The organism is Prauserella marina, from assembly GCF_002240355.1.
Lineage (GTDB): Bacteria > Actinomycetota > Actinomycetes > Mycobacteriales > Pseudonocardiaceae > Prauserella_A > Prauserella_A marina.
This window is the reverse complement of sequence record NZ_CP016353.1, coordinates 4,645,822-4,668,524: the sequence shown is the minus strand read 5'-3', so window position 1 is coordinate 4,668,524 and position 22,703 is coordinate 4,645,822. Positions and strand designations below refer to the sequence as shown.

18 protein-coding genes and 1 tRNA gene are annotated in these 22,703 nt (G+C 65.5%); 9 read left to right on the top strand and 10 right to left on the bottom strand.

All coding sequences use genetic code 11. The features are described from left to right. Positions 1–69 precede the first annotated feature (69 nt). From BAY61_RS21870 to BAY61_RS21855, 4 genes are all read right to left on the bottom strand, one after another. Positions 70–1,413, bottom strand: a complete 1,344-nt coding sequence (locus tag BAY61_RS21870; protein WP_091809719.1) for a hypothetical protein — start codon at positions 1,411–1,413, stop codon at positions 70–72. Beyond that, the gene (locus BAY61_RS21865; RefSeq protein WP_091809721.1) at positions 1,410–3,431 is read right to left on the bottom strand and encodes a hypothetical protein; all 2,022 of its coding nucleotides are present in this window, start codon (positions 3,429–3,431) and stop codon (positions 1,410–1,412) included. Before BAY61_RS21865 ends, BAY61_RS21870 begins: the two co-directional genes overlap by 4 nt. Before the next feature lie 28 nt (positions 3,432–3,459). Beyond that, the gene (locus BAY61_RS21860; RefSeq protein WP_091809723.1) at positions 3,460–4,332 is read right to left on the bottom strand and encodes a hypothetical protein; all 873 of its coding nucleotides are present in this window, start codon (positions 4,330–4,332) and stop codon (positions 3,460–3,462) included. Positions 4,333–4,447: 115 nt separating this feature from the next. After that, positions 4,448–5,134, bottom strand: a complete 687-nt coding sequence (locus BAY61_RS21855; RefSeq protein WP_091809724.1) for a Crp/Fnr family transcriptional regulator — start codon at positions 5,132–5,134, stop codon at positions 4,448–4,450. 133 nt (positions 5,135–5,267) lie between these two features. Between BAY61_RS21855 and BAY61_RS21850 the strand changes: the two genes are divergently transcribed. Continuing rightward, positions 5,268–5,759 carry a Pycsar system effector family protein gene (locus BAY61_RS21850; protein WP_091809727.1) on the top strand — a complete coding sequence of 164 codons (492 nt, stop codon included), beginning with the start codon at positions 5,268–5,270 and terminating at the stop codon, positions 5,757–5,759. Between the two features lie 1,054 nt (positions 5,760–6,813). Here BAY61_RS21850 and BAY61_RS21845 read toward each other — a convergent pair. After that, positions 6,814–6,887 (bottom strand) — tRNA-Leu (locus BAY61_RS21845). A 194-nt stretch (positions 6,888–7,081) separates the two neighbouring features. Between BAY61_RS21845 and BAY61_RS21840 the strand changes: the two genes are divergently transcribed. The 6 genes from BAY61_RS21840 (at position 7,082) to BAY61_RS21815 (ending at position 13,165) form a co-directional block, all read left to right on the top strand. Next, a complete protein-coding gene (locus tag BAY61_RS21840) occupies positions 7,082–7,699 on the top strand; it encodes an ANTAR domain-containing response regulator (protein ID WP_091809729.1) in 618 nt (205 codons plus the stop codon). A gap of 394 nt (positions 7,700–8,093) precedes the next feature. Then, the gene (locus BAY61_RS21835; RefSeq protein WP_211323635.1) at positions 8,094–9,317 is read left to right on the top strand and encodes a branched-chain amino acid ABC transporter substrate-binding protein; all 1,224 of its coding nucleotides are present in this window, start codon (positions 8,094–8,096) and stop codon (positions 9,315–9,317) included. Positions 9,318–9,419: 102 nt separating this feature from the next. After that, positions 9,420–10,418, top strand: a complete 999-nt coding sequence (locus BAY61_RS21830) for a branched-chain amino acid ABC transporter permease (protein ID WP_091809732.1) — start codon at positions 9,420–9,422, stop codon at positions 10,416–10,418. Then, positions 10,415–11,545: a branched-chain amino acid ABC transporter permease gene (locus BAY61_RS21825; RefSeq protein ID WP_091809734.1), complete on the top strand. Its 1,131-nt coding sequence runs from the start codon at positions 10,415–10,417 to the stop codon at positions 11,543–11,545. Before BAY61_RS21830 ends, BAY61_RS21825 begins: the two co-directional genes overlap by 4 nt. Further along, complete coding sequence (locus tag BAY61_RS21820; RefSeq protein WP_091809744.1) at positions 11,542–12,465, top strand: ABC transporter ATP-binding protein; 924 nt, start codon at positions 11,542–11,544, stop codon at positions 12,463–12,465. Before BAY61_RS21825 ends, BAY61_RS21820 begins: the two co-directional genes overlap by 4 nt. Then, the gene (locus tag BAY61_RS21815; RefSeq protein WP_091809746.1) at positions 12,452–13,165 is read left to right on the top strand and encodes an ABC transporter ATP-binding protein; all 714 of its coding nucleotides are present in this window, start codon (positions 12,452–12,454) and stop codon (positions 13,163–13,165) included. The genes BAY61_RS21820 and BAY61_RS21815 overlap by 14 nt, the downstream gene beginning before the upstream one ends. An 11-nt stretch (positions 13,166–13,176) precedes the next feature. Here the strand turns inward: BAY61_RS21815 and BAY61_RS21810 are convergent, their stop codons facing one another. After that, the gene (locus BAY61_RS21810) at positions 13,177–14,886 is read right to left on the bottom strand and encodes a hypothetical protein (RefSeq protein ID WP_091809747.1); all 1,710 of its coding nucleotides are present in this window, start codon (positions 14,884–14,886) and stop codon (positions 13,177–13,179) included. A 150-nt stretch (positions 14,887–15,036) separates the two neighbouring features. On the opposite strand from BAY61_RS21810, the gene BAY61_RS21805 reads away from it, so the two are divergent. Next, positions 15,037–15,846 (top strand): alpha/beta hydrolase family protein, encoded by an 810-nt coding sequence (locus BAY61_RS21805; protein ID WP_091809749.1) that lies wholly within the window; start codon positions 15,037–15,039, stop codon positions 15,844–15,846. On the opposite strand, the gene BAY61_RS21800 is transcribed toward BAY61_RS21805, so the two are convergent. Both BAY61_RS21800 and BAY61_RS21795 read right to left on the bottom strand, forming a co-directional pair. Further along, entirely contained in the window at positions 15,815–16,780 is a 966-nt protein-coding gene (locus BAY61_RS21800; RefSeq protein WP_091809751.1) for a LysR family transcriptional regulator, read from the bottom strand. The two genes, BAY61_RS21805 and BAY61_RS21800, sit on opposite strands and share 32 nt — an antisense overlap. Positions 16,781–16,790: 10 nt before the next feature. Continuing rightward, on the bottom strand, positions 16,791–17,234 hold the full coding sequence (locus tag BAY61_RS21795; protein ID WP_091809752.1) for a hotdog fold thioesterase: 444 nt from the start codon (positions 17,232–17,234) through the stop codon (positions 16,791–16,793). A 62-nt stretch (positions 17,235–17,296) separates the two neighbouring features. Here BAY61_RS21795 and polA point away from each other — a divergent pair, with 62 nt between their 5' ends. Then, entirely contained in the window at positions 17,297–20,008 is a 2,712-nt protein-coding gene (gene polA, locus BAY61_RS21790; RefSeq protein ID WP_091809754.1) for a DNA polymerase I, read from the top strand. 54 nt (positions 20,009–20,062) lie between these two features. Here polA and BAY61_RS21785 read toward each other — a convergent pair whose 3' ends face one another. Together BAY61_RS21785 and BAY61_RS21780 are read right to left on the bottom strand one after the other, a co-directional pair. Then, positions 20,063–21,955, bottom strand: a complete 1,893-nt coding sequence (locus tag BAY61_RS21785; RefSeq protein WP_091809756.1) for a YhgE/Pip family protein — start codon at positions 21,953–21,955, stop codon at positions 20,063–20,065. Continuing rightward, positions 21,952–22,608 carry an ATP-binding cassette domain-containing protein gene (locus BAY61_RS21780; protein WP_091809758.1) on the bottom strand — a complete coding sequence of 219 codons (657 nt, stop codon included), beginning with the start codon at positions 22,606–22,608 and terminating at the stop codon, positions 21,952–21,954. The genes BAY61_RS21785 and BAY61_RS21780 overlap by 4 nt, the downstream gene beginning before the upstream one ends. Between the last annotated feature and the right edge of the window lie 95 nt (positions 22,609–22,703).

Genomic DNA, 22,703 nt, shown 5'->3' with positions numbered 1-22,703 from the left:
TCAGTGAGCGGTGGTCAGAGCTGATCACGCATGGCCCGATCGATGAGCATTGGCGGGACGGCGAGACCATCAATCCGGCGTGATCCCGGCATCCCGTCCGGTTTCGTCTCGTGTAGCTCTCCAACGAAGCTCCGTTCCGTCGCCGCCGGTCGCCTGGCGGTCCTGGACGGCCGGACGGGGTGCTCCGTCGGTCGGACCGTGGCGGTCTCCATCGGGTTGCGTGGCCTCGTCGTCCGAGAGTGCGTTGTCCGACTGACTTCCATTGGGCGCCAAGGCGTCTGGCGAGGTTTCATTTGCCGAAGGTGTCCCCACGCGCCCATTAGCCTTATCCTCATCGACTACCTCGGCACCGTCGAACCGTCGAGCGATATCGTCGCTGATTTCATCGTAGCCATGCCTGCTCAGCAGCTTGGCGAACTGGGCGGCGAACAGCTCACGTTCCGGGCCCTCCCGCATCCGTTCGACAACCGCTGCGGCAACTGCTGTCATGCTCGGGCGCGCATCCACCTGAGCTACCGCGTCGTTGCTTTCGCCAGAACCCGGCGGTACTGGAATTTCCAGCGAGAGCTGTGGGCTCGCCCGGTCGAGCAGGCCGTTCGACCCGTTGCCCCCGAAAGACTCAGCGCATTCGGTTCCCATGGCTGTTTCACTCAGCCGGCGGAAGTTTCCGATCTTGCTGACGGCTTCATCGACGCGTCGCTTCTCGTCGGTGCGTGGTCCCGCCAGCCACCACACCAGAGTGCTGCCGAGGTCAGTCAGTACATCCTCGTCGAGATACGTACGCACCTTCCGCTCGTAGCGACATTGCGATTCGAATACGTCCTCGTCCTTGCGGACATCGGCGAGGCTTTGCAGCCGTCGATGGTCGCCATCGGGCAGCTCCAGCGTTATCTGCCCCGCCCAAAGCTGCAATTGGCCAGTGTGGTCGACCCGTTGTGCTCCCAATGCGGTATCCAGTTCGTATCGCGCACGGCCAGCGTCCTCTGGCCGTATTGCCCCCAGTAGTGTGGCGGTTTGGCGCAGGATCACGTCAGCGGCCATGGAGCCGGGATTCGCATGCGCGATCCCGGGCGACATCGAGCGCGGCAGCCAATACACAGTGCAGGAAAACACGAACCGGTAGTGCTCTTCGGCGCTGGCGAACAATACGTCCTTGACTGTGTACTGGCCGGGTTGAGCGACCTCCGGCTTGGCTGGAGGATGATCCGGCACGATGTGCCTTGGCTGTGGTTCAAAGCGTTGTGAAGTGACGGAGAGCGCCACCAGTTCGACCAGCCCGGGTGCAAGGACGGTGAGCACCGCCAACAGGATCCACAACCATGACGACCAGTCCGCGGAAATTCCTAGGAATATCCAGACGACAGCGACGACCGTCGAACCGAGAAAGACAAGTTTCCGCACTCCGCTGTTCATTCCGACTCCCCATTGAGGATATCCAGTTCCTGGGCGCGATCCATTCGGATGCTCAACGCATCGAAGGTTCGCCGCCGGAGATTTCGTTCGTCCGTGTTTACTTCTTGGCGTGCCCAGTCCCGGGTGAAGACATGCACCCGGGCGACCCGCGACAGCTCACCGCCGGTCGCCTCAGCGAGCACGTCGAGTAGCTGTATGCCGCTTGGCGATGTTCCGGCCATTGTCACCCAATCTCGCAGCCGCTCGCCCCACACTGAATCATCGAAATTCAAACTGGCTCGCCAGCAACGTGCGAGCTGTCGCCGGATCGTCGCGCTCCCGATCAGCGGTCGGCGTCTGCTCCCGGTGTCCAGTATTTGTGCCGCTTCGGAGATCACGAGGAACAAGTCTGCGTCAGTTCTCTTTCCTCGTGTCAGCCACAACGACATGCGCCAGATGAATCTTCGGTATTCCGATAGGCCACTGGAGAGCAGAGCGCTGGCGCCCTTGCGTGCCTGCTGCGCGACCTCCGCATTGGAGTTTTGCGCGAGCAATCTCAACCTGACTAATGCTTGATCCGCTTGCGCGTTTGCCATCGCTCTGACGCACACGACCACCAGAATGCCCGCGAGGTCCGCGCGAAGGGCGGGATTGCTTGCCCATTCATAGATCTTACGGCGCACCTGAGTAGCAGCTGTCGATGCATCGGTCTCGCGCAACGCGGAGGCCAGAGCGGCGAACGCCCAGCGCTGGGAACCAACTCTTCTCGACCACCGTTCCGCAAGCTCGCAGAGATCGAGCCCGCGTCCGGTGCGACATGCTTGTATGGCAAAGCGATAGACCAGGTGATCACGGTCAGCTTCTGTGAGTGCGGGGCACCACATGCAGTCATCGATCCAGTCCCGAAGCCGCTCTCGCAGTTCTGGATAGTTCGCCCAGAAGTGGTCGAGTACCGCGGCCGAGTACTGTGGCGAATCGAACCGGAGATGCCTCGTCGCGTCGCAGTTGACTCCTACCTGGCGCAGAGCCTCGTCGAGTCCCTCCCTTTCCAGCACATGCCGCTCGTCCTCGGGGAAGTCCAGTCTCGACAACAACCTGTCTCGCGCGGCATGCACAGCGTCGGCATGCATGCCGTCAAGTAATGCTGAGGCCAGCAACAAAGCGCGCTGCGCCGGCGCGCAGGCTCCCACTCGTTCGGCCACGGCGGCGCTGTAGTCGATGAGCGCGTCACGAGCCAGCTCCGTCCACCGAACGAATCCCGATGAGGGAAAGTCGCGTCCCATCTCGGCAACCCGCAGGGCGAACAATCTCAGTCTATGCATCGGGACCGTTGTCAACTCGGCGTCGAGTTTCCGTAATTGTTGACTATCGAATCTTATTCCGTGTTCGCGGAGGTGATTCCGAAGAACGGCGATCGGGTCCGGGCGTCCGATATTCACGATCGGTTGGAAAGATCCACTTTGAATACGGCTGGCTCCGGTCGGCAGTACGACGACGAGCGCGGCACCCTTTTCTTCGACGGCGGCATGGAAGGTACTGAACTGATTTCCGGTTCGTTCCAGATCTCCCGCGTCCTTGCTGGACAAATCCAGAAGTAGCAGTTCGCGGTGTAGTACAGATTCCGGATCAAGTCCGCAGTCCCCGACTTCCTGATCCAGGGTCAGCAGGCGATATTTGGTGTCTTGGTCGTCGAACCGTTGCCACAACAGCATCATGGCCGCCGTTCTCCGGCCACTTCCTGAGGCTCCTTGCAGGAAGACCAAACCGCATTTTCGAAGTGTCTTCACGGCTTCCGTAAAAAACGGAGGCTCGACGAAGTTTTTCCTCAGCTGTTCGAGTTCCGCTGTCGAATGCCTGAAAGATGAACGCGGCCTGCTCACATTCTCGGCCTCGGCCTCGGCCGAGAAATACAGGTGGAAAACGTCACCTTGTACCGCGTGGACCGTTTGGTCATGGCCGGTAACCACGGCGCCGACAGCGCTCTCAGCCGTGTCAAGGCCGAGATAGCGGGGCGCTCCAGGCGGTTTTTCCTGCGACATTGTCTTCCGCTCCCTTGGCGCTGACGCGTTAGTGCGGGTTCTCGTGCGGATCGATCGCGGGTTTTGGGTCCGATTGTGGAATACTGTTGTACTGCATTCCATGACCAGTGTGGATGGTCTGCCCGTGCCCAGTTATGACCTGGCCGACCGGGCCGTTGGCGTTCGATATTCCGACGTAGCTCGCTTTACCCTGCCTGGCGTTGTCTGCCTCGCCCGTTCCGGCAAGATCCACGTTCTGATTCTCTCCAGGACGCCGAAACCCTTGACTCAGCAGAGAACCCGAGGGTTTCGGCACCCGCAGATAGGCCCTGCCGGAGTAGGTTTTCACCGTGACGCCAACGGGGACATATAGATCGGGGTCTTCCGCGCTGTAGCCGGAAATCACGACGTCCTCGTACACTCTGGCGGAGACAATGGCTGCCACGCATGTGGTGTTGTTCGACCGCGCCAACAGGTCTCTCACTGATTCGTCGTCGATCATCCGGTGCGCCTCGATCCGTGCGTCCCCGCTGCCGTCGCTAATCGTGTTGCGGCCAGAGTCGGTCATCGGACCGACCGTGAGGCTCACCCGCATCCGCATCGGCTGTTCAACAGTGCTGATTCGGTTCTGGTACTCAAGTTCGTCCTGCAATGCCACCAGAAACGGGTTCAGCAGGAGTGGAAGATAGCGTGTCTTGAAACCCAGGAAGTAACCATCCCCTGTCGTTCCGTGAAAGCGGGCAGCGTTCCACAGATCGAAAGAGCCGCACCGGTGGAATGACTGCCTGAGTAGCAGCGGAATTTGCTGGGTGACACCGGCGTGGTCGCGGCCCTTCTCTCCGCTGAAGTTCTTCATGTCGACGACCATGAGCGCGCGATAGGATGGCAGTTCGGATGATTCGTGTGCTGCTCGCAGGTTCATTTGGCTTCCTTTCCAGGTCGCTGTGTTCTCGGGGGCTTACGAAGCAGGAACACGATGACGTGCGCACGCTGCCCACGTTGTCCGCCGCCGGACAAAGTGCTCGTGACGTGTGTCACTATCGAGTGACGACTCTGGCCTCGGTCGCGAGGATCCGGTCGTTCGCGACCACCAGCCGTGGCCCCTGGCCGAGTGCGCCGCATGCCCGCAGTGCGGATATCTGATCGGCGACCGTGCTGCGAGCCAGGCCAAGGGCTGTCGCCAGTGCTTCCTGTGAAAAGGGGATCGTGACGCGATTACCGTCATCGGGGTCGGCCAGCGACATGGTTTCGAGTATCAGCCGCGCCACTCGGTGCCTGGGGGGCAGATGCACCTGCTGTAGTTGATACGGCACGGTCTCGGACAGCTTGGCCACCAAGTAGTCGCGGAAGAGTCCGTCCGCGTTGTGGTCACGCAGGAAGCGGTCGAAATCGGCGCGAGTGAGGCAGCGGGACATGCAGTGATCAAGCGCCTGTACGTTGGCCGACCTATGCGAATCCGGTCGCGCGGCCATCTCGCCGACGAGATCTCCTGCCGCCCGCAACGACGGCAACAGCCTCGAACCTTCGATGTCGCCCGCCAGCACCTTGACCCGGCCGTTCGTCAGTGCGAACAGATGATCACCTCGTTCGCCCTGATGCAGTAGATGTGCCCCCGGACGGTGGTGTTGGGCGACACCACTACCTAGCAGTGCTGCCCAAAGCCTTTCACCCACTAGCGCGCGGAACCCTCGCGGCACGCGATTCTTGTTTTCTTGCACGATCATTCCGTACAGGCGTACGCGATCCTATGTGAAGATCTTCGGCGGGTTTCGCCCGAATAGAGCATGCCATGCGTGTCGCGACCGTCTCACTCCAATGGCGTTGGCCGGAGTGCGCTGAGACAGCAAAATCTTTCATATGACCAAAAGTGATGACGCGTGGAAGGCCCTGTCACAGATCAACGACCTCATCAAGGTAGCCGACGCCAAAGCCGGGGTCGTGCTGGCGTCAGCCGGCGTTCTCGGTGGGATCGTGGTTCGAGCTGTCCCGTCGCCGACACAATGGCGCGAAAGTTGGTTCCATACTGGTCTGCTATTGCTCAGCATCGCCCTGGTCTCCGTGAGTATCTTGTTGTCCTTGCGGGCTTTCGTCCCGCGGCTGCGCACAGGAGGTTCCCGGTCTCTCCTGCATTTCGACAACATCGCGCGCCGGTACACGACGGCCGCCGACTTTTCGACCGCCTGCCGTGCGCTATTTGAACAGCATGAAAGACTGCAAGACGCCGTGATCACACAACTGTGGGCCACGAGCAAGATCGCGCGACGGAAGTTCCGCTCGGTAACTTGCGCGATAATTTCGCTCGGTTTCGCACTACTCACCGCACTTGCGGCTGGTGTGCTGGGCAACTGAAACGGTGAACCAGCACCGTCCTGAGGTTACAAAAGGCGCCAGTGGCGCCACCCGTGCAACCGTAAGTCGGTCGATCGGCTGTCATCGATGGTCGCTGAACGTCGCGGACTTCTGTTGGGAGCGAAGGCAACCGCGAACCAGTCACGACCGGAGTGGGGCACTTTGCGGCAACCAGCTCTGTGGCCACAAGCGGAACTTCCTGACGTGGGGAAGGAAGCTCGTGGCGCCGTCCGGTACGAACCTCCGCCAGGCAATGTGAATGGAACGGCGTGAGCGACTGTGTGGCGAATCGACTATCGTCCACTCGGGCCGGTCAACGAGAAGACTGATCGCAGCCACGTAGCGCACCGCTCGCGATCTGTTTCCAGCCGGACGGCCGAGGCACACTCCGTCATCGATCACCGGCTCCGGCGAAGATGGTGCCTCGCAAACGTGCGTCCTTCTGCAACTCGCTGGATTACTGCGTAGAACGGAGCCTGCCTCCCCGAAATCGGCTGCCAAAAAAAATGAAATGGACTACGTCAAGGAGGCGGTCGAAATACGTGTGGTAACAGAACCGCGATCATAGGTAAAAGCTGTGGCAGCGCTGGAGGGCCGGTTCATCGAATGGCAGCCTCGCAGGTCGTCCGCTCCAATGTTTGGGTGACTGTGGGGCTCCCGGCAGCGTAAGCAGGGGAGGACGCTGATTTTTTCGCCCGACTGTTCTGCAACCCGTCGGGCTGGGCGTGGGCGGGTCGACAGTGCGCGTAGGGGCAAGGTGGCAATGATGGACGAGGAATGTGCCTCCGTCGGCACGAGGGACGCACGACTTGCGGCATGCGTCTCGACCGGGCTCGCTACGGACGTGCTGCGGAGATCATCGCAGGACAGCAGCAATCCGCGCTCGACGGGATCGTTCGCGCGCTGGGACTCGACTCGGACTAGGTCGGGTCCACACATGGTCCACAAACACCGGATGAAGGCGGTTCATAGCGAGACACAGTGAGACAGCACAAGATCGGCCCCTCACCGGGTTTGCGCTGGTGAGGGGCCGATTTTGCCAGGTTTGAGAGAGTGCCCCCGGTGCGACTCGAACGCACACTGGACGGATTTTGAGTCCGCTGCCTCTGCCGATTGGGCTACGGGGGCGTGATCGGAGACTTTACTCGGTGGCTCCAGGCACCTAGCATTCGGGCTACCACGTGCGTGCCGACGTGTCGCGCTGAAGCGACCTCATTCCACGTGTCGAACGCCATCTCATGCGGCGACTCTCTTCCCGGTAGCCTCGCAGTTGCGGCATGCCGCAACCTGTCCAACCCGTCGATCCGCCCAGGAGGACCCCGGTGACCGAAGCGGCTACCGAGGCCAACGGTGTCGCCACCGCACCACAGCGTCGAGTTCTCGTCGCTGAGGACGAAGCGCTTATCCGCCTTGACCTCGTCGAGATGTTGCGTGAAGAGGGCTACGAGGTGGTCGGCGAAGCCGGCGACGGGGAAGAGGCGATCAAACTCGCCGCCGACCTCAAGCCCGACCTCGTGATTCTCGACGTGAAGATGCCCAAGCTCGACGGGATCGAGGCGGCTGCCAAGATCACCGGCGATCGGGTTGCTCCCGTGGTGATCCTGACGGCGTTCAGCCAGCGCGACCTTGTGGAGCGCGCCCGTGACGCGGGGACCATGGCCTACCTGGTCAAGCCCTTCGCCAAGCGCGACCTCGTCCCGGCCATCGAGCTGGCGGTCAGCAGGTTCGCCGAGCTCCAGGCACTCGAATCCGAGGTCGCCGGGCTCACCGACCGGCTGGAGACCCGCAAGGTCATCGACAGGGCCAAGGGTCTGCTGATGTCCCAGCAGGCGCTCACCGAACCGGACGCTTTCCGCTGGATCCAGCGGACCGCGATGGACCGCCGCACCACGATGAAGGCCGTCGCCGAGGCCGTGATCGAGAGCATCGGCAGCAAGTAGCCTTCCCCGCACCTGCCAGAACCACCCTTCGTCTGTGACCTGAGTCACAGACGAAGGGTGGTTCTTTTTGTGTGCACCTGGCGATTACGAAAGATCTTCGCTTCTGCTCTGGCGCCGCCGTCGATCTCCGGTACTGTGATCCTGCTCTCGTGCCCGCGTGGTGGTGAGTGCGGCGACCTTGGCGTCGACCGGTGGTTCAGACCCGATGACGACGCCAGCGTCAATCGGGCATTAATTGTCCGTAAAACACATTCGCCACCGTCACGATGTGGATACAACCCTCAGCGCCGCTGTTCAAGAAATGGGGCGGACGGCTACTTTCATCGCCCATGTCAGGTCCTCGACTTTCGGGGCAAGTGGAGAACCTGCGTCTTGAAAGACATTGGGAGGAAATGTGTCAAGAGCACGGTTTGGGCGGGTTCTCGCGCTTGCGGCGGCCGCGTCGCTCGCGCTCGGTGCGTGCGCCGCACGCAACGACGACGGGGCCGACGGCGGTGACGACGCGCAGCAGCCTCAGGCCAGCGCCCCCGCCGAGGCGGCGAACGCGGCGGATCCCGCCGGTGACGGGAACGCCAAGTGCGACCCCACCACCACGCTTGCCTACGCGGGCACCATCAACGGCCAGAACGCGGCGCTGGGGCAGAACATCCTCAACGGCGTGAAACTCGCGGTGAACCGCCACAACGATGCCAACCCCGACTGCCAGGTCGTCCTCAAGGAGTTCGAGACAGAGGGCACTCCCGACCGCGCGCCGGGCATCGTCACCCAGGTCGTGAACACGCCGGAGATCATCGGCGTCGTCGGCCTCCCGTTCTCCGGTGAGTCGAAGGCCGCCGGCAACATCTTCGACGAGAAGGGCCTCGTCCAGGTCACGCCTTCCGCCACCAACCCCGCGCTGAGCGAGAACGGCTGGAAGACCTTCTTCCGCGGTCTCGGCAACGACAACGCCCAGGGCCCCGCCGCGGCGAAGTTCATCACCGGCGAGCTGGGCGCGCAGTCGGTGTGCGTGGTTCGGGACGACTCCGAGTACGGCGTCGGCCTCGCCAACGCGATCAGCAACGAACTCGGCGACGCGGCCAGCTGCCAGGAAAAGGTCAAGACCAAGCAGACCGACTTCTCCGCGATCGTCAACAGCATCAAGAGCGCCAACCCAGACGCGATCTTCTACTCCGGCTACTACCAGGAGGCGTCGCCGTTCGCGCAGCAGCTCTACGACGCCGGTGTCGAGGCCACCTTCGTCGGTCCGGACGGCGTGAAGGACGACGAGTTCGTCAAGAGTGCCGGTGACGCGGCCGAGGGCGTCTACTTCACCTGCCCCTGCGTGCCCGCCGACCAGTTCACCGAATTCACCGAGGGCTACAAGCAGCTTTCCGGTGGCAAGGAGCCGGGAACGTATTCCCCTGAGGGCTACGACATCGCGACGATCCTGCTCAAGGGCATCGACTCCGGGGTGACCGACAGGGCCGGTTTGCTCGAATACGTCAAGAACTACGAAGGCCAGGGCCTGACGAAGAGCTTCAAGTGGGACGAGAAGGGCGAACTCGCGGCATCCACCGTGTGGACCTACAAGGTCGAGGACGGAAAGATCATCCGCAACACCGAGATCAAGCCCGACTGATCCGGTTCTAGCACCTTGTAGCCGGGGCGCTCGCCCGACGGAGGATCCCGTCGGCGCGCGCCCCGGCCACTCCTGGAGAACGCATTGTCCATATATCACCAAATGCCGGGGCTCCTCCTTGCCCAGGACAACGGCTGGATCGACTTCAACGTCGCCGGACTCGTCGATCAGTTCTGGAGCAACACGGTCGACGGGCTCGCCCAGGGCAGCATCTACGCGCTCGTCGCGTTGGGATACACCCTCGTCTACGGGGTACTGAAACTCATCAACTTCGCCCACTCCGAGGTGTTCATCTACGGCGCCTACGCGACGTGGTTCACCTTCTACGGCCTCGGTTTCCGCCCCGGCCCCACGGCCGAACTGGCGATCTTCGAACTGATCGGCTTCCTGTTCCTCGCGCTGCTGGCGGCCATGGCCGTATCCGGCGCGACGGCGTTCGCGCTGGAAAGGGTCGCCTACCGGCCGCTCAGGAACAGGGGCGCTCCCCGGCTGGTCTTCCTGATCACGGCCATCGGTGCCTCGTTCGTGTTGCAGCAGCTCATCTTCATCTGGCGGGGCGCCAACCCCGAGCAGGCGATCCGGTTGCTGCGACCGGAACCGGTGTTCGAGATCTTCGGCGCCACGGTCACCAACATCACGATCATCATCGTCGTCGCGTCGATCCTGTTGTGGCTCATCGCCGACACCTTCGTCAACAAGACCAGGTTCGGCCGCGGCATCCGTGCCGTCGCGCAGGATCCGGACACGGCGACCCTCATGGGGGTCAACAAGGAACGCGTCTACATCATGACGTTCCTGATCGGTGGCTTCCTCGCGGGCGCGGCCGCCCTGTTCTACATGATGAAGATCCCCCAGGGCGCTTGGTATCAAGGCGGATTCTTGCTCGGCATCAAGGCGTTCACCGCCGCGGTGCTCGGCGGTATCGGCAACCTGCGTGGCGCGCTGCTCGGCGGCCTGCTGCTGGGCCTCATGGAGAACTACGGCCAGTCTCTGTTCGGCGGAGAATGGAAGGATGTCGTCGCCTTCGCGCTGCTGGTGCTGATCCTGATGTTCCGCCCGACCGGCATTCTCGGTGAGTCGCTCGGAAAGGCACGCGTATGACGACCACGGACACGCGAGCCGGTCAGCGGCGCTCGCTCAGCGAATGGTGGAACAACCTCAACCGGCCGACGCAGTGGGCGGTGATGATCCCGGTCGTTCTGCTGATCTACGCGCTGCCGTGGCTGAACCCGCCGATTCTGACGACCGAACCCGGCTACGATTTCCCGATCGCGATGTTCGAGGTCGCGCGGTATGCGCTGATCGCCATCGGGCTCAACATCGTGGTCGGCCAGGCCGGGCTGCTCGACCTCGGTTACGTGGGCTTCTTCGCGGTCGGCGCCTATGTCGCGGCGCTGTTCACCAGCCCGGACTCCGTGCTCACGAAGCTGCCCTTCCTCGCCGTCATTCCGATCGCGATGGCGATCACGATGGTTTTCGGCGTCATATTGGGAACTCCGACCCTGCGACTACGTGGTGACTACCTGGCCATCGTCACGCTCGGGTTCGGTGAGATCGTCCGGCTGCTCGCCGACAACATCGAACCGTTGCGCGGAAACCAGGGCTTCCAGCAGGTCGGTCATCCACCCGGTACCAATGCCGACGGGACCGCGCTGTTCAACAACACCGACGGAAAACCGTGGTACGTCCTCACGGTCACCGTCATCATCGTGGTGCTGTTGCTCGTCGGGAACCTGGAACGCAGCAGGGTCGGCAGGGCGTGGGTCGCGATCCGCGACGACGAGGACGCCGCCGCGATCATGGGTGTCCAGACGTTCAAGTTCAAGGTGTGGGCGTTCGTCATCGGCGCCGCGATCGGCGGGCTCTCCGGTGCGCTCTACGCCGGGCAACTGGCATTCGTGAACAACCAGAAGTTCGACGTGGTGACGTCGATGCTGTTCCTCGCCGCTGTCATTCTCGGGGGCTCCGGCAACAAGGTCGGGGTACTGCTTGGCGCGTTCGTCGTCGCGTACGTGCCGTTGCGGTTCCTCGGTATCGCCGAATACAAGTTCCTGATATTCGGATTCGCGCTGATCATTCTGATGATCTTCCGGCCGCAGGGTCTGCTCGGTGCGCGACAACGGTTGCTCACCTACGGTAGACAGGCGTACCAGCGACTACTCGGCAAGGGCGAGCAGATCAGCCACGACGCTTCGGTGTCCAGTGACCGCGACGGAGGCGTGAAATGACGGCGCCAGGCAACGGTCCCGAGGTGCCGGCGGAAGGCGGCCTTGTCGCCGAACTCCAGCAGATGACGGCGGAAGAACTCGCCGAACACGAGGCCGAGGTCGCCGAGGTCGTCGCCCCGGAAAGGGAGATCGCCGTCGACGTCGGCGAGACCCTGCTGGAGATCGAAGATCTCACCGTGCGCTTCGGCGGGCTGACCGCGCTTGATTCGGTGTCCTTCGGGATCAGGCGCGGCGACATTCTCGGCCTCATCGGGCCGAACGGCGCCGGCAAGACGACCTGCTTCAACGCGATGACCGGGGTGTACCGGCCGACGTCGGGGAAGGTGCTGCTCGAAGGCAAACCGCTCGGCAAACTCGCCAAGCACAACATCACGAGGCGGGGCATAGCGAGGACGTTCCAGAACATCCGGCTCTTCGGCGAGATGACGGCGCTGGAGAACGTCGTCGTAGGTACGGACGCCAGGCACAAGACCAGTGTCATGGGTGCGCTGATCCGTTCGCCGAGGCATCACAAGGAGGAACGTGCCGCGATCGAGCGGGCCATGGCGCTGCTCGACTTCGTCGGTATCGCCGACAGGGCGGCCGACAAGGCGAGGAATCTGCCTTACGGTTACCAGCGGCGGCTGGAGATCGCCCGCGCGCTGGCGACGGAACCGAAACTGCTGTGCCTCGACGAACCGGCGGCCGGGTTCAACCCCATCGAGAAGGAACAGTTGATGGGGCTGATCCGCAAGATCCGCGACGACGGGTACACGGTGCTGCTGATCGAGCACGACATGAAGCTCGTGATGGGCGTGACCGACCGGATCGTCGTGCTGGAATTCGGCAAGAAGATCGCCGAAGGCGTCCCTGCCGAGATCAGGGACGATCCGGCCGTGGTCGCCGCGTATTTGGGAGTGCCAGACGATGACCTTGCTTGAGCTTTCCGGTGTGTCCGTCCACTATGGCCGGATCAGGGCGGTGTCGGACCTGACGATCACCGTCGACGAGGGCGAGATCGTCACGCTGATCGGCGCGAACGGGGCCGGGAAATCGACCACGATGAGGGCGATTTCCGGGATCCGGCCCGTTTCCTCGGGCACGATCACGTTCGAGGGTGAGGACATCACGCGGCTGCGGGCCGACCTCAGGGTCGTCAGAGGAATCTCGCAAGCTCCGGAGGGCAGGGGAATCTTCCCCGGCATGACGGTCGCCGAGAACCTGGACATGGGTGCATACGCCCGCAAGGACCGCAAGAACCTGGACGCCGAACTCGACCAGGTCTACGAGTTGTTCCCCAGGCTCAAGGAACGCAGTAGCCAGGCAGGCGGGACTCTGTCGGGAGGCGAGCAGCAGATGCTCGCCATCGGCAGGGCGCTGATGGCCAAGCCGAAACTGCTGCTGCTCGACGAGCCTTCGATGGGGCTCGCGCCCCAGTTCATCCAGCAGATCTTCCGGATCATCACGGAGATCAACAAGCAGGGCACCACGGTGCTGCTGGTCGAACAGAACGCCCAGCAGGCGCTGTCGCGCGCGCACAGGGCCTACGTGCTGGAGACCGGCGAGATCGTCAAGACCGGATCGGGCAGGGAACTGCTCGCCGACGATTCGATCAAGGAAGCCTATTTGGGCGTCGCCTGACGCGGCGGCGTTCAGCGCAGCCGGTCGGCCGCCTTGAACGCCGCCTTCCTCGCCGCCTTGGCGATCGCCTTGTCCGGGTGCTGACCGAGCATGGTCAGTACCCGGTGCGCGTCGGGGTGGTCGATGCGCCAGAGTTCGTCGATCAGTTCGGCGTTGTCGGCAGGCAGCGCCTCCGCGAGTTCCTCGGGAGCGACCTCGGAACCCGCCGCGGCGAGCGAGTCGGCGACGAGCCACGCGAGGTCGGCTCGCTCCGGCTGCCACTCGGGACGTTCGCCTTCCAGCGCCAGCAACGCGAGTTTGGCGTAGGCGCGCAGGTTCGGATTGCCGATCGCCTCGCGCCAGTGCGATTCGGCCTCGGCGCCGAGCGCGCGCACGAGCATGCTGCCGACGAGTCGTTCCGCCGGTCCTCCCTCGGTGACGACGGTCATGAGTTCCGCGACGGCGGTCGCCGCGTCCCTCCGTTCGAGCCACGCGGCGAACTCGTCGTCGAGTTCGTCGTCGAGGCCGCTGCCGCCGACGGCGATCAGGTCGGCCGCCGTCATCTCGTCATGCGGTGGCAGCAGTGGAATCTCGACGCCGGAGTCGACCAGTTCAAGGCGCATGGCGTGCATCGCCAGCGGCGTGGCGACGACCGTGAGCTCCACCGCGCCGGTGTCGTTGTCGGTCTCTTCGAAGAGTTCGACGGCGCCCAGTTCGGCGAGCCTGGTGAGCAGGACCTCGCTGGGTTCCCCGTGCTCGGCGACCCACGATTCCCACGCCTGCCCCGCCCTGTCGACGGTGAGGTCGGCCGTCGCGACCTCCTTGATCATCTCGTCGACCTGGGTCACCGGAAGTCCCGCACCGCGAGCGAGGAACAGCGGCATGAACCACACTCCAGCCGCGGCGAACTCCAGGTCGGTCTCGTCGGCCCGTTCCGCGTCGGCGAGCAGGCTCCACGCGAGGCTCGCGGTGAGCGCGCGGCACCAGACGTCCAGTACGTCCTCCGTCGACCCGTCCGGCCACAAATCCGCTCCCTCGCCGAGCGCGATCGTGCCGGAGTCGTCGGCGGTTTCCTCGGTTTCGCTGGTCGAGGGGGCGATGAAGTCGATGTCTTCGGCGAGGGCGAGCAACTGGGTCAGGTCGGTCTCGGAGAGATCAAGGTCTTCGGCGACCGAGGTGACGTCCTCCGGTGACACCTCACCGTCGGCGGTGAGCGGCCGTCCCTCGCCGAACCACACGGCGAGTTCCCTCGTGCGGGCGAGCAGGGTGCTCGCGCGCGCGGCGTCGGCGAGCTCGTCGTTGCCCGGCAGTCGCAGCGGGCCGAGGGTGTCGGGGAGGCCATACGCCTCCTTGAGGTCGATCTCCTCCTCGTCCGCCCCGAGCATGGCCTCGTCGAGCGCGGGGGTGAGCGTGTCGAGTTCGCTCGCCAGCGCGTCGTGCCGTTTCGCGGGGATCTTGCCGGTGTCCGCGCCGAACGCGAGCAGGGCGCGCATGGTGGCCGTGATCCGCTCGACGTCCTCTTCGGTGCCGACCTCGAAGACATCGGGGTAGACGTCGAGCAGCAGTTCCTCGATGTCGCCGACCCGCAGCTCGGCCAGTTCGCCGACCTCCAGTTCGTCGGCGAGCAACGTCAGCAGTATGGCCGCCTCGCCGAGGTCGACGTCGCGTCCGGATCGGCCGGCCCATTCGGCCAGTTCAGCGGTGCCGGATGGGGTGTTGCCTTCGGCGCGGTCGTTGGTCATCGGGCCAGGCTAGCCGTCCGGCTTCGCGGCGACGCGGGCCCTCCATCACAACCGTTGGTTGTCGCGGGGCAGCCGAAAGCTGTTGGACCGAGGGGTCGCGCCGGTCGTTTACTGGAGTCCACAACAGAACCGACAAGTGCGGGAGGAAACATGCGACCGGCCGACAACACGGAGATCACCGGCGTCGTCGAAGGGGTGCCGTTCGTCGCGCTGCCACCGGGCGGCGTCACCGGTCCCGCTCCGCTCGTGGTCACCTGGCACCTCATGGACGCGCCACGCAGCGAGTCGGCGATGGCCGCCGCGCTGCCGATGACGGGACTCCCCGCGTGGCGGGTCTACCTCGGCCTGCCGATGTTCGGCGCGAGAGCGCCGAAGGGAGGTGCTGAGGAGTTCTTCGCGCTCGCCGCGAGCGACTATGTCCTCAACGTGGCGGAGCCGGTCGTCGAACAGGCGGCAGCCGAGTTCCCTTCCGTCGTCGCCGCGTTGCGCGATCGACTGTCCATCACCGACTCCCCGGTCGGGGTCGCCGGAGGATCGGCAGGCGCGGGCGTGGCTCTGGAGGTCACCGCGAGGGCCGACGTCCCGGTCGCCGCCGCGGCATTGGTGAGTCCCGTGTGCAGCCTGCGGGGCGCGGTCGGCGCGAACGAACGGAGCTTCGGCGTCGAGTACGAGTGGAGCGAACGCTCCTCGGCCGTCGCCGACAAATACGACTACGTGCGCAGGGCGAAGGAACTCGGCGTGCCCGTGCTGCTCGTCGTCGGAGGCGACGACGACCCGGGTTTCCGTGAGCCCGCGGTGGAGTTGCGCGCCGCACTCGGTGCCGAAGCCAAGCTCGTCGAGGTACCCGGCATGGCACACGCGCTCGCCGAGGAACCGGGCGTCGAGGCAGCTCCGCAGACCGAGCACGCCGAGGTGGCCGACGCCGAGTTCACCGCCTGGTTCGCGCGGTACCTGCGCTGACCAGGCCGGCAAGCCAACAGCGTTCGGGGTCGTGTTCGCACCAGCCCTCCGCCTCGCTCGTCTCGCCGGCGAGATCGAGGACCTTGCGTACCGAAGGCCGCTTCATGTCCTTGCGCCAGATGACCGACCACGGAAACAGCGGGCTCGGTTCGAACGGAAGCACCCGCAGACCGAGGTCGGGGGCGAGGTCCATGTCGGCGCCGGCCAGGGTGACCCTGTTCTCGGCGTTGCGGGTCTGTTCGAGCGTGTGCCGCAGGTCGAAGGTGATGCCGGAATCGTCGAGCGCTACGCCGAGCTGATCGCTCATCGCGCGCAGGAAACCCAGCCATTCGGCGGGCCCGGCGAGCGAGGGCAGCCAGATTCCCTCTTCGCGCAGGTCGGTCATCCTGACGGCGGGCCCATCGGCGAGCCGGTGCTCCGGCGGCAGCAGCGCCACGAGCGGTTCCAGTCTGACGAGCCGGTGGGTCAGCTCCGCCGCCAGCTCCGTCCCGTGGCCGCCGACCCTGCCGAAGGCGAGATCGACCTCACCACGCAGCAACGGTTCCATCGTGTTCGCCAGCCCGTGGCGCCACGAACGCTCCACTCGCAACGCCGGATCGCGCTCGGCGAGCCTGCGCAGCATGAACATGGGGGAGAGCCGGTTGTCGACGAGGTCGATCCGCACGGGGCGGTCGTCGGCGGCCCACGCGGAAAGAGCGGCGTCGTGCGCCCGGAGGAACTCCTCGGCGTGCGGCAGGAACCTGGCTCCGTCGTGGGTCAGTTCGACCGCGCGATTGGTGCGCGCGAACAGCGAGACGCCGAGGACGTGCTCAAGCCTGCCGATGCGCTTGGAGAGTGCCTGCTGGCTCAGGAACAGCTTCTCCGCCGCCCTGCTGAAGTTCCTCAGTTCCGCCGTGACGACGAAGGCGCGTACCTGGGCCGGTTCCAGATCCACGGCCGTTACGTTACGCCGCCGGTGGCTTGTCCCTGACGATGCAGGTCAGCCGCGCCGTGCAGGTGCGTTTGCCGGATTCGTCGGTGATGACGATCTCCGTGGTGATGGTGCTTCTGCCGACGTGCAGCGGAACGGCGACACCGGTGACCTCGCCTGCCACGGCCGCCCTGTGATGGGTGCAGGACAGTTCGAGCCCCATCGCCGCCCTGCCCGCGCCCGCGTTGAGCGCCGCGACGGTCGAGCCGAGTGCTTCGGCGAGCACCGCGTTGGCCCCGCCGTGCAGCAGCCCGTAGGGCTGAAGATTGCCCGCGACCGGCATCGTGCCGACGACCCGCTCGGCGCCCAGTTCGGTGAAGGCAAGACCGACTTTGTCGTTGAGCTGCTGGTTCGCGACCTCTGGGTTGATACCCGCGAGTTGCTCGCGGATCTCTTCTTCAGACACGTGCTCGGTCACTCAGCGCTCCTAGTTCGACACGACAGGCAGGACTGTCAGGGCCTCACCCTAGACTCACGGTCGTGAGCCCCAACCAGAACACCTCCGTAGCGAACGACACACCCCGGCTGTTGCTGATCGACGGTCATTCGATGGCCTATCGCGCCTTCTTCGCCGTACCGGCCGACCGTTTCCGCACGTCGACGGGTCAGGTGACCAACGCTGTCTTCGGGTTCACCTCCATGCTCATCAACCTGCTGAGAGACGAGAACCCCACTCACCTCGCGGTGGCGTTTGACGTGTCGAGGAAGACGTTCCGTTCCGAGGCGTTCGCCGACTACAAGGCCAACCGCTCGACGACGCCGGACGACTTCAAGGGCCAGGTCGAGCTGATCAAGGAAATCCTCGCGGCGCTGGTCATTCCCTCGCTGGCGAAGGAGGGCTACGAGGCCGACGACCTCATCGCCACGCTCACCTCCCAGGCAGAGGCGCAGGGCTACGAGGTGCTCATCTGTACCGGCGACCGCGACGCGTTGCAGTTGGTCGACGGCTCGGTGACGGTGCTCTACCCGCGCAAGGGCGTTTCGGATCTGGTGCGCTTCGACCCGGCGGCCGTCGAGGACAAGTACGGGCTCACCCCGGTGCAGTACCCCGACTTCGCGGCACTGCGCGGCGACCCCTCCGACAACCTGCCTGGCATCCCCGGCGTCGGCGAGAAGACGGCGGCGAAGTGGATCAAGCAGTTCGGCAGTCTCGGCGAGCTGGTCGACCGGGTCGACGAGGTCAAGGGCAAGGTCGGCGACGCGCTGCGCGCCCACATCGACGCGGTGATGCTCAACCGGCAGCTCACCGAGCTGGTCAAGGACGTGCCACTCGCCGAGCAGCCTGCCGACCTCGTCGTGCAGCAGTGGGACAGGGAAGCGGTGCACCGGCTGTTCGACGAGCTGGAGTTCAGGGTGCTGCGCGACCGTCTTTTCGCCTCGCTCACCAGCGCCGAGCCCGAGGCCGACGAGGGGTTCGAGGTCAGCGGCGGCGCGCTGGAGCCTGGTGCGCTCGCCGACTGGCTCGACGAGCACGTGCCCTCCGGGACGACGGCGGGCGTCGCCTTCCGCGCGACAGGCTCCTCGGTGCGGGCCGATCTCCACTCGGTCACGCTGGCGGCGCCCGACGGCGAAGGCGCATACGTCGACGTGTCCACTGTGGATGAAGGCGACGAGAAGGCTCTGGTCGCCTGGCTCGCCGACCCTTCGGTGCGCAAGGTCGGACATTCGCTCAAGGCGCCGCTGCACGCCGTGCTCGCCAGAAACTGGAAGGTCGGCGGGCTCGCGATGGACACCGAACTGGCCGCGTATCTGGTGCGGCCAGGCCAGCGTTCGTTCGGGCTCGACGACCTCGTGCTGCGCTACCTGCACAGGGAGCTGCGCTCGGAGGAATCGGCCGACGACGGCCAGCTCTCCCTGCTCGACGCCGACGACGGCGACACCCAGCTCGTTCACGGCGAGCTGGTGAGGGCGAAGGCGGTCGCCGAATTGGCCGGCGCGCTCGCAGGCGAGTTGCGCGAGATCGGCGGGGCCGAACTGCTCGACCGCATCGAACTGCCGCTGCTCGAAGTCATCACCGATCTTGAGGCGGCAGGCATCGCGGTCGACCTCGACCAGCTCACCACGCTCGAAGCGCACTACGCGAGCAGGGTCAAGCAGGCGACGGAGGAGGCGTACCGCGTCATCGGCAAGCAGATCAACCTCGGCTCGCCGAAGCAACTCCAGGTTGTGCTGTTCGACGAGCTGGAAATGCCGAAGACAAAGCGCACGAAAACCGGCTACACCACCGACGCCGACGCGTTGCAGACGCTGTACGAGAAGACGGAGCACCCGTTCCTGCAACACCTGCTCGAACACCGGGACGCGACGAGGCTGCGCACCACGGTCGAAGGGCTGATCAAGTCGATCGCCGACGATGGCCGGATTCACACCACCCTGCACCAGACGATCGCGGCGACGGGGCGGCTCTCCTCGGTCGATCCCAACCTGCAAAACATTCCGATCAGGACGGACGAGGGCCGCCGGATCAGGGAGGCGTTCGTCGTCGGCTCCGGTTACGACCAGTTGATGACCGCCGACTACAGCCAGATCGAGATGCGCATCATGGCGCACCTTTCCGGCGACACCGAACTGATCGAGGCGTTCCAGTCGGGCTTCGATTTCCACGCGGCGACGGCGGCGCGGGTGTTCGCGGTGGAACCGGCCGACGTCACCGGCGCGCAGCGGGCGAAGATCAAGGCCATGAACTACGGCCTCGCCTACGGGTTGTCCGCCTACGGCCTCTCCCAGCAGTTGCGGATCTCCACCGACGAGGCGAAGACGTTGATGGACGACTACTTCGCCCGGTTCGGTGGGGTGCGCGACTACCTGCACAGCGTGGTCGAGAAGGCAGCGAAGGACGGCTACACCGAGACGATCTTCGGCCGCCGCCGTTACCTGCCCGATCTCACCAGCGACAACAGGCAGCGCAGGGAGATGGCGGAGCGTATGGCGCTCAACGCTCCCATCCAGGGCAGCGCGGCCGACATCATCAAGGTCGCCATGCTCGGTGTGCACGGCGCTCTCGCCAAGGCGAAGCTTCGCAGCAGGGTGCTGTTGCAGGTGCACGACGAACTGGTGCTCGAAGTCGCCGAAGGCGAGCACGCCGATGTGGAGTCGCTGGTGCGCAAGGAGATGGGCGCGGCATACGACCTCGCCGTACCGCTTGAGGTCTCGGTGGGTTTCGGCCAGTCCTGGAACGACGCCGCTCACTGACCCGCACGCGCGAATGGCGGTCCCCGCCCTGTGGGGACCGCCAACCGCGGCATGTCACCGAGCGGGCGTGGATCTCAGCCGGTCGAGAGTCCACACGCGACGGTGCGACGCCGCAAGGCAGGACACCACGGCGGCCACGGCGAGGTAGGCGCACAGCACCGCGACGTGGGGCACGAGCGAGTCACCCTGGCGCAGCAGGGCGTGCTGGAGCCCTTCGACGGCGTGGCCCATGGGCAGCACGGCGTTCAGCGGCCCGAGCGCGTCCGGAACGTCCCGCCACGGCAGCGCGGCGCCCACGCTGACGAACTGCACGGCCAGCAGGACACCCATGAGCAGGATGCCCATCCTGCCGAACAGCGCCGCGAGCGCGTGCCCGATGGCGGTGAAGGTCAGCGCGATCAGCACGAGAAGCCCCGCCGAGGCGGGAATCCCCGCTTCGAGCCCGGAAAGCCACGCCACCACCGCGAACAGGACGAGCACCTGTGCCGCTCCGAGCGCGGCGCCGGGCAGCCAGCCGCCGAGGCTCACCCGCCACGATGCGACCCCCGCGGCGAGCGCTCGTACCGAGAGCGGGCGGAGGAGCAGAAACAGCGCCATCGCGCCGATCCAGGCCGCAAGCCCCAGCACGACGGGGGCGATCGCCGTGCGTTCCGTCGCCGGAGGGCCGCCGGGAGAATCGGCGGAACTCAGGGGCGGCAGCCCGGCACCGCTGGCGTCACCGCGTTCCTGACCCGACGCGGTGTGCAGGGCGTCGGCGTCGGCGGCGAACCTCGACGTGTTGTCGGCCGAGGTGACCACTCCCTCGTGGAGCCGGGCAGCGGTGCCCGCGAGCTCGTTGGCGTGGTCGGAAGCGTCGGCGATCCCGGTGGTCAGTGTCGAGGTCGCCGTGGCGAGTTGCCGGTTCGCCGTCGCCACCCTGTGCGAGCCGTCGGCCAGCACGCGCAGGTCGGCCGCGGCCTGCCTCGCCTGAGTCGTCGCCGCGTCGATCGGTACGCGAAGCCTGCCGAACACCTCGACCGCGTGTGTCACCTCGGCCTCGCTCAGTCCTCCTGCGCGCAGGCGCTGTGTCAGCTCGCCGTGTGCGTCGTCCAGCGTGGCGCGCAGGGTCGCCGAACCGCTCACGAGCTGGTTTCCCACGGCTGCCGCCGTGGTGGCCCCCGTGGCGACCTGCTCGGCGCCGGTCGCCAGTTTCGCCGTCTGCGCGGGTAGTTGCTCGGTGCCGGCCCTCAGGGTGGTCAGTCCCGTCGCGAGCCCGGTACCCCCGGTGGCGAGCCTTCCGGAGACGGTGGCGAGCGCTCGCTCGCCTTCGCCGAGTTCGCGGGCCGATTCGGCGAGCTGAGCCGCCTGCCGAGGTGAGCCCGTGACCGTGACGAGGTCGACGTGGACCCGGTTCGCGGCGCCTTCGCCTGCCACCTCGGCGATCGCGGCCCGCACCTGCTCGGTCACCTGGCTCGCGATGGCGGTGGAGAGATAGCCGCCGTCCTCGCCGACGGTCAGCGCGAGCGGGGCGGGGGCACCGGCTCCCGGCGCCAGCCCGTCGGCGAAGCCTTCCGGAATGGTCACGGTGAAGGCGTAATCGCCGTTGCCGAGCCCGTTTTCCGCCTTGTTCGCCGAAGTGGCCTCCCACGCGAAGCCGCCGTCCGTGCCGAGTTCTCCGGCCAGTCGCGCGCCGAGGCCGCCGCCCTTGTCGTCGTCGACGAGCGCGGCGGACAAGGAATCGAGCCGGTCGTCGGGGTCGTGGGTGATCAGCAGCTGTGCCGAGGCGTAGAGCAGCGGAAGCAGCAGCAGCGCCGCGACGGCGAGCTTGCCTTTCGGGTTGCCTGCCGTCCTGCGCAGTTCGCCGACCGCGATCCGGAACGCGGCCCTGACGCCCGACCGGCCGTCCTTCGTGCCCTTTCTGATTCGTGCCGCGACGTGAGCAACGGCGCGCGATGACCGTGTCCTCATACCGGAACCTCGGGGGCGCATCGTTGCGCGGCAGGCTGATCCAGCTCACCGAGGCGGGCCACGGGCAGGAACAGGCTGGAGACGCTCACCGTGGCGGTGAGTACGACGACCGCGAGGCCGCGTTCGGCGTGCTCGTGCGCGAGCATCGGCCAGCCCTCGACGTCGCCGGTGTGCCGGTCGGGACGGTCGAGTACGAGCATCCGCACGTCCGGTCGCAGCGCGGCGAGGTCGGTGAGCAGGCGGGTCCGCGACTCGGCTGGCAGGTCGTCGATCCTGGTCTCCGCGTGCCGGGACAGGTCGTGGCCGGCCAGCAGGCGGCTCACCGCGGTCTGGTCGGACGGCAGGTCCGCGAAGGCGAGCTCGTCGGCGACGACGTCGTGAACCGGCAGCTGGCCTTCGGGAGCGCTGACTCGCGGAGCGTCGACCAGCGCGCTGTGTCTCCGGAGTCTCGCGAGGTCGGCCGCCCCATCGACGGTCACCTCGCCCGTGTCCGGCCGGAGCGCTCCGGTGAGGGCGAGACCGAACGCGGTGCAGCCGGTGCCGGACTCACCGTTGACGACGATCAGTTCGCCGGTCGTGATCGTGAGCGAGGTGGAAGGCAATGCCGTTCCGCGCGGACCGGCCACGGAGACCCGGTTGGCAACCACCTGCATGACGCCTCCTTCTGCTGCGACGGGTCTGTGCAAAATAGGCCGTCCGGGGTAAGCGTGATGTAGCGGGGCAACGCTGTTGCGGCACTGACCGTGTG